This is a genomic window from Variovorax sp. P4_D9, from assembly GCF_056401695.1.
This window is the reverse complement of sequence record NZ_JBFUIU010000579.1, coordinates 1-5,746: the sequence shown is the minus strand read 5'-3', so window position 1 is coordinate 5,746 and position 5,746 is coordinate 1. Positions and strand designations below refer to the sequence as shown.

General features: G+C 64.5%; 9 protein-coding genes. 3 read left to right on the top strand and 6 right to left on the bottom strand.

Annotation, left to right across the window (positions count from 1 at the left end; translation table 11 throughout):
- The 4 genes from AC1DY5_RS39395 to AC1DY5_RS39380 form a co-directional block, all read right to left on the bottom strand.
- A partial coding sequence (locus tag AC1DY5_RS39395) for a thiamine pyrophosphate-binding protein (RefSeq protein WP_478119884.1) occupies nt 1–432 on the bottom strand: 432 nt, incomplete at its 3' end.
- Nucleotides 433–702: 270 nt separating this feature from the next.
- Nucleotides 703–867, bottom strand: coding sequence for a DUF3606 domain-containing protein (locus AC1DY5_RS39390; RefSeq protein WP_478119885.1), 165 nt, complete (start codon nt 865–867; stop codon nt 703–705).
- Between the two features lie 216 nt (nt 868–1,083).
- Nucleotides 1,084–1,179 carry a formate dehydrogenase accessory sulfurtransferase FdhD gene (locus AC1DY5_RS39385; RefSeq protein WP_478119883.1) on the bottom strand — a complete coding sequence of 32 codons (96 nt, stop codon included), beginning with the start codon at nt 1,177–1,179 and terminating at the stop codon, nt 1,084–1,086.
- Nucleotides 1,180–1,212: 33 nt separating this feature from the next.
- Nucleotides 1,213–1,374, bottom strand: coding sequence for a hypothetical protein (locus tag AC1DY5_RS39380; RefSeq protein ID WP_478119882.1), 162 nt, complete (start codon nt 1,372–1,374; stop codon nt 1,213–1,215).
- 267 nt (nt 1,375–1,641) lie between these two features.
- Between AC1DY5_RS39380 and AC1DY5_RS39375 the strand changes: the two genes are divergently transcribed.
- Entirely contained in the window at nt 1,642–2,310 is a 669-nt protein-coding gene (locus AC1DY5_RS39375; protein WP_478119881.1) for a glutathione S-transferase family protein, read from the top strand.
- A gap of 3 nt (nt 2,311–2,313) precedes the next feature.
- A complete protein-coding gene (locus AC1DY5_RS39370; protein ID WP_478119880.1) occupies nt 2,314–2,901 on the top strand; it encodes a chemotaxis protein CheB in 588 nt (195 codons plus the stop codon).
- Nucleotides 2,902–2,953: 52 nt separating this feature from the next.
- On the opposite strand, the gene AC1DY5_RS39365 is transcribed toward AC1DY5_RS39370, so the two are convergent.
- Nucleotides 2,954–3,706: an ATP-dependent DNA ligase gene (locus AC1DY5_RS39365; protein ID WP_478119879.1), complete on the bottom strand. Its 753-nt coding sequence runs from the start codon at nt 3,704–3,706 to the stop codon at nt 2,954–2,956.
- A gap of 388 nt (nt 3,707–4,094) precedes the next feature.
- Complete coding sequence (locus tag AC1DY5_RS39360; RefSeq protein ID WP_478119878.1) at nt 4,095–4,430, bottom strand: PRC-barrel domain-containing protein; 336 nt, start codon at nt 4,428–4,430, stop codon at nt 4,095–4,097.
- A 433-nt stretch (nt 4,431–4,863) separates the two neighbouring features.
- Here AC1DY5_RS39360 and AC1DY5_RS39355 point away from each other — a divergent pair, with 433 nt between their 5' ends.
- Nucleotides 4,864–5,457 carry a VOC family protein gene (locus AC1DY5_RS39355; protein WP_478119877.1) on the top strand — a complete coding sequence of 198 codons (594 nt, stop codon included), beginning with the start codon at nt 4,864–4,866 and terminating at the stop codon, nt 5,455–5,457.
- Nucleotides 5,458–5,746: the final 289 nt, after the last annotated feature.

Here is a 5,746-nt window from a genome sequence, read left to right as displayed (position 1 = left end):
GTCCACGAGATGGCGCACCTGCGACGGCGTGGTCGCCATCTGCACGAACTCGTGCGCGACGTCCTTGAAGAGCGACACGAGATCCACTTCCTGCTGGTAGTCGCCGCCGAGCGCCGCGCGCTTCTGCTGGCCGACGATGGCCAGCACCGGCTGGTGGTCGAGCTTCGCGTCGTAGAGGCCGTTCAGCAGATGGATCGCGCCCGGCCCCGAGGTCGCGAGACAGACCCCCACGTCACCGGTGAACTTGGCATGCGCACAGGCCATGAACGCGGCCAGCTCCTCATGGCGCACCTGCACGAAGCGCATGCGGCCCTCCGCGCGGGCGAAAGCGCCGACGATCCCGTTGATGCCGTCGCCGGGATAGCCATAGATGCGCGTCACCCCCCATTGCGAGAGACGTGCCAGCAGGTGGTCGCCTACGCTGGTCGACACGGCATGTTCCTCTTTGAACAAAAGGGCGCGCTGAATCAGGCGCGCGATTGCGGATTCGAATCCAAGCTAAGGAAGGTCCCGGAGGCCGGTTGTCCGTCAGGCACAACGAGCCGCGTAGGACGCGTCGCACCTGGCTCAGCGCCAGGGCGATCTTCCCGTCAGCGTTCCAACGACATGAAAGTGCACGTGCCGTATGAAGCCGCCCGGCTGGCAGTCATGCTGGGCCAGCCCGCAGTGCTTGATACAGAGGGGGGATTTCCACAGGGTTTGTCAGTCCGGCGTGGCCGCTCGGATGACGACGCGCGCTGACACGGTGTCGCCAATGCCGAGGTACTTCTTCACCGCGCCCGGGCGAGTCCCCGCCGCCGCCACAGCCGAGCGCAGGCGCGCTTCACTGACACCAAATTCGCGCGTCCAACCGCAGCTGGTAGACATCGTTGAGATCGACATTCTCGAGATCCCGGGGGACGAATTGGAATCCTTGCGACATGGCGATTTCCTGAGCTATGGGAAGTTGAAACGCGCGGGCAATCCGCGCCGCGACGACGTCGCGTTCGATGACGTGGCAAGAGTTACGCCATCCCACGGCGACAGCGGCGCCCTGGGCACCCTTTGCCGCCGCCTCTCCGAGCAGGAAAAATTGGCGGCAATTCAGGGCGCGCGATCGGTAGAAGGGGACGTCGACATGGCTCCGTTGAGCTTGTCGAGCGCGCTATGGCGGCCCACGTCTTCACGCATCGACCTCAAGATGCGATTCCCCCCAGCGGTGGCGCTCGCCCCTCAGGCCTTGGGATCGATTCCGCGGATCGGGCCCTTGGTCAGGTCCTTGCCGACCTCTACGCGCTTCTTCTCGTTGGCCTCGTCGCGGAATTTGCTGGGCTCTTTCTCGGTGGCCTTCTCCAGATTGCGCTTGACGGCGCCGCGCTGGTTTTCGCCTTGCATTCCATCATTCCGGCTCTTCATCTCGGTTCCTTTCATGACCCGACGCAGGGTGGGACCCCAGGCGACGGTGAGCCTTTTTTCAGGTCGCGGGGCATCTGCCGGTATCGGACAATGGACGCTGCCGTCGTAGGGCTTCCGCCTCGTCACGATGCCGCTGCTGGAGGACGCGCCCTTGGTTCGACCCGAGCTTCGCGGCGAGGACCTACAGACGGCAACAGGTTGGGAGACTAGTTTGACTTGGAAACAAGGAGGCCTTCGCGTTCGATCATGGCCCCGGCACCTTTCGTTCTCTACGGCGCCCCAGGCTCGGGCGCCACGCCCGTTCATGCGGCGCTGACACTGATTGGCGCACCCGTCAAGGTCGTGGACGTGGCGCCATGGCGAGGAGATGGCGAGCGTGCAAAGCTGGCCCCGGTAAATCCCATGCGGCAAGTGCCGATACTGGTCCATCCCTCCGGGGAGGTCATGACCGAAAGCGCGGCGATGCTGATCTGGCTCGCCGATCGCTATCCCCATGCGGGTCTTGCGCCCCCGTTCGACGATCCGGCTCGCGCGCAATATCTTAGATGGATGAGCTTTGTCTCGTCTGCAATCTACGCGCTGTACTGGATGCGAGACGAACCCTCCCGACTTGCCGAGACTCCGCAGGCCGAGGGCACCCTCTTGCAACGAAGCGCCGAGCGGATCGCAGAGTGCTGGCGCATCATGGACGCACAAGTTCCGCGTGGCGGCCGGTACCTGCTCGGTGACCGTCTGACTGTGCTGGACCTTTATGTCACAGTGGTATCGCGATGGCAGCCGCGACGCCTGCGCTTCTATCGCGAAGCGCCGCGCATGGCGGAAGTGGTGAGGCGCGTGGACGCCGAGCCTCGCTTAGTGGCGCACTGGGCGGAGCGCTATCCGTTTGCTGCGGCTTGGGAGAGTGAAGGACCTTGACCTATGCGAGATCTCGTGGTCATCGGTGGCTCGCTTGCTGGCATGAAGACGCTCTGCAGTCTCATCGATCATCTGCCCTCGTCATTTCCAGCGCCCATCCTCGCTGTTCTGCATGCCGAACCCAAAGGCTCCGAATCGGCCAAGATGCTCGGGGAATGCACCGCGATGCCAGTCTCGTTCGGCGCTGATGGGGACAAGGTCGAACCCGGGAGAGTCTATCTGGCACCACCTGATCGGCACCTCATCGTGGCCTCGCCCGGCGTGCTCGGCCTCGCAGCTGGCGCAAGGGTCCGCCGGTTCCGCCCGGCCGCAGACTGTCTGTTCGAGTCCGCGGCGCGGGTGTACGGGCCAGGCGTGATCGGCGTTGTTCTAGCCGAAGGTGGCGACGACGGGACGGACGGACTGCGCGCCATCAACGCGGCAGGCGGGATTGGGGTGTTCCAGGCCGAGGAGGAAGCCGTCCATACGGACGTGACGTCCTGTGCGTGGCGCGTCCCGCACGCCGCCCATGCGGACTATTGCCTCCCACTTGACGACATCGCCGAGCTTCTGCGACGACTGATAGACAGTGACGACGCCCGGACCGACTGATTCACGACGGTGATCTTGCCGCTGCGTCCGCACTCGCTGCAGAGCTCGTGCCTCATCGTTGCCCGGCGAAGGCCTGTTCGAGCGCATAGGGCACCACCACCTCGTTCGGCTCCGGGTCCCGGGCATGCGCTGCACCGCCTGGCCGCTCGGCTCGCCCCACCCTGCCCAGGGGCGGCCCTCCAGCGTCTTCGGCCGCAAGGGCTCCAATTCCTTCGCGAGCGCACGTCGCGTCGGCATGCTGAAGGCAGAGGTCGAACCGATGTGCTGGAGCACCTTTGCTTCGTCGTAGAGTCCGAGCAGCAGCGAGCCAATGGCGTCCTCGCCGCTCTTGTGCCAACGGAAGCCGGCCACCACGCAGTCGGCAGTGCGCAGGTGCTTGATTTTCARCATCGCGCGCTGGCCCCGGCGCTAGGGCCCGTCGGCCGGCTTCGCCACGACGCCAACGAGGCTGGCGCCTTCGAAGGCCCTGGAGCCACCCGACAGCCGTGGCATGCGAGGTGGTCATCGGCGTGAGGTGAATGGGCGGGGGCGCTTCCAACAACAGTGCCTGCAGCAGCATGCGCCGCTGGTGCTGCGGCAAGCCCGAGACGTCCGTTCCATCCACCGCGACCAGGTCGAACGCGACGAAGGAGGCCGGCGTGTCGCGGGCGAGCCGTTCGATCCRCGAGGCGGCCGGGTGGATGCGCTGCTGCAGCGCTTCGAAGTCGAGGCCCCTGGCGCAGGCGATGACGATCTCGCCATCGAGCACACAGCGGGCAGCTCCCGGCCAGCAGTTCCGGGAGGTAGCGATCGAGCGCTTTCGCATCGCGGCTCTGCGGGCGTGCCCTGCGGCCTTCCCGGAAAACGATCGCGCGGAAGCCATCCCACTTCTGCTCGTAGAGCCAGCCTTCGCCCTCGGGAACCTGCAACGCGACATACGCGAGCATTGGCGCGAAGCTGCCGAAAGCTGGCGGCCAAGGCCGTGCCTTCGGGCCACGCGCAAGGCGCTGTTCGGGTTCAGCGCTTCCCCCATCACTGTCTTTCATCACTGCCTTGCGGTGCGTGACCATCTAACATGCTGCGGTCGGTGCGGCGAGGCGCCGGATAAGCTTGCAGCACCACGCCGTGTAGTCCGTCTCTGGCCAGAAGCCGCGCTGGACCATCAGCGTGGCGGGTTGCGGCGGCGGAAGGTCCGCCAGTTCCCCCGTTCTTGCTCAGAGTCCGTAGTACTTGTCCACGCTGGTTCGATAGTCGTCGTCGTAGTCCGGGACGCTATCGGTGGCGTACCGCGGCGCACCCTCGAGTTGCGCCTTGTCCAGGGGAACGACGTATCCGTCTTGCGAGGTGTCGTACTTCAACATGTTCCACGGGATGGGGTATCGGTCGGTGCCCATGCCCAGAAAGCCGCCAATTTCCATGACGGCATAGCGAACCTGCCCGGAGAGCTTGTCGATCATCAAGTCATCGATCGTGCCGAGCTTGTCGCCAGCAGCGTTGTAGACGTTGGTTCCTTCGACGCGCTCGGAAGAAATGACATCGGATGTTGCCATGTGAATACTCCTCGTGAAGCGGCCGGCACCGCTGGGTGGGACCGGCCGGGAGTGCAGAGCCCAGCGAGGCTGGTATCGCACTCGACCGCACGGCCCAGGCTCAGCCGCATCGCCTTGTTGATGTAGGTGGCGTCGCGCTCGGCGGTGGCGAAGCATGCGGGCAAACTCGGAGCGCCTCCTCAGGGGCTTCCGACCTTGGCGAATGGCCCTGATCCCCTGTGGGTAGGTCGGCTGCTTCGCCACACCGCCGGCACCATCACCGGATTCGGCGGATATCGGGCGCTTGACGCATTCGCCAGCAATGAGGTCTAACATGGGGCCCGACCGGATCGTCATTGCGCCAGGCCTTCTTTCTTGCGCGGAAGGCGGGCCTACCGCGTCGGGGGGCGGCACCCCGCGCAAATTGGGACTCTTGTCGCCACCGGAGATCAGAATGAACCCAGCCCCGCGTATGGCGTTCTCTCACATAGGCCTCTACGTCTCGGATATGGTGTCGATGGTGGAGTTCTACACGGACGTGCTCGGCTTCTCGGTGACTGATCGCGCCAACATACGCGGCGCCGACGTGGTCTTCCTCTCCCGCAACCCGGATGAGCATCATCAGATCGTGCTGGTTCCAGGTCGTGAGCCGGGCGGGCCCTCCACCGTCAATCAGATTTCCTTCCGTGTCATCTCGATCGCGGAACTGCGCCGCCTTCATGCGGAAGTCAGGACGAGGAATGTCGCCGGCCTCAATCCGACYAACCATGGCGGTTCTTGGTCGATCTATTTCCTCGACCCCGAAGGCAATCGAATCGAACTCTTTGCGCCGACATCCTGGTATGTGCCGCCCATTTCCGTTCCTCTTGACATGGCACTGTCCGATGACGAGATCTACAAGCGCACCGAGGACACGGTCAAATCAACGCCAGGCCACATGAGGCGAACGGAGTGGCGAGCACAGTTGCAGGATCGGCTCGTCGAAGAGGGAACGATCGAGCACCGTGCGCCGATGACTGCCCCGAGGATCCCGGACGGGGATAGCTGAGGTCCTGGCCATCGGCGTGGACTTGCTGTGGCGCCAAACCCGCCGCCCGCGCTTCACACCATGACCGAGGATTCGTCTGACGTTTCCGGGGCCCCGTATCCGACGCTGAGCATGCCTTGACCGGGCACTATTGAGCACGCTACCTGTTGTTCCCATCATGACGCTGCAAACCCTACGCCGCCATCGGGGTTGGACCGCTGCGGCAGCGCTCACAGCGTTGCTCGCTGCATTCGTCATCGTGTTCGACTGGAACTGGATTCGCCCTCCCCTTGAGCGCTACATTTCCAGG

Bases quoted from the DNA above. Each gene is read 5' to 3' on its own strand.
- AC1DY5_RS39390 (WP_478119885.1), bottom strand. From the start codon at position 867: ATGTCTACCAGCTGCGGTTGGACGCGCGAATTTGGTGTCAGTGAAGCG.
- AC1DY5_RS39380 (WP_478119882.1), bottom strand. From the start codon at position 1,374: ATGCAAGGCGAAAACCAGCGCGGCGCCGTCAAGCGCAATCTGGAGAAG.
- AC1DY5_RS39375 (WP_478119881.1), top strand. From the start codon at position 1,642: ATGGCCCCGGCACCTTTCGTTCTCTACGGCGCCCCAGGCTCGGGCGCC.
- AC1DY5_RS39370 (WP_478119880.1), top strand. From the start codon at position 2,314: ATGCGAGATCTCGTGGTCATCGGTGGCTCGCTTGCTGGCATGAAGACG.
- AC1DY5_RS39360 (WP_478119878.1), bottom strand. From the start codon at position 4,430: ATGGCAACATCCGATGTCATTTCTTCCGAGCGCGTCGAAGGAACCAAC.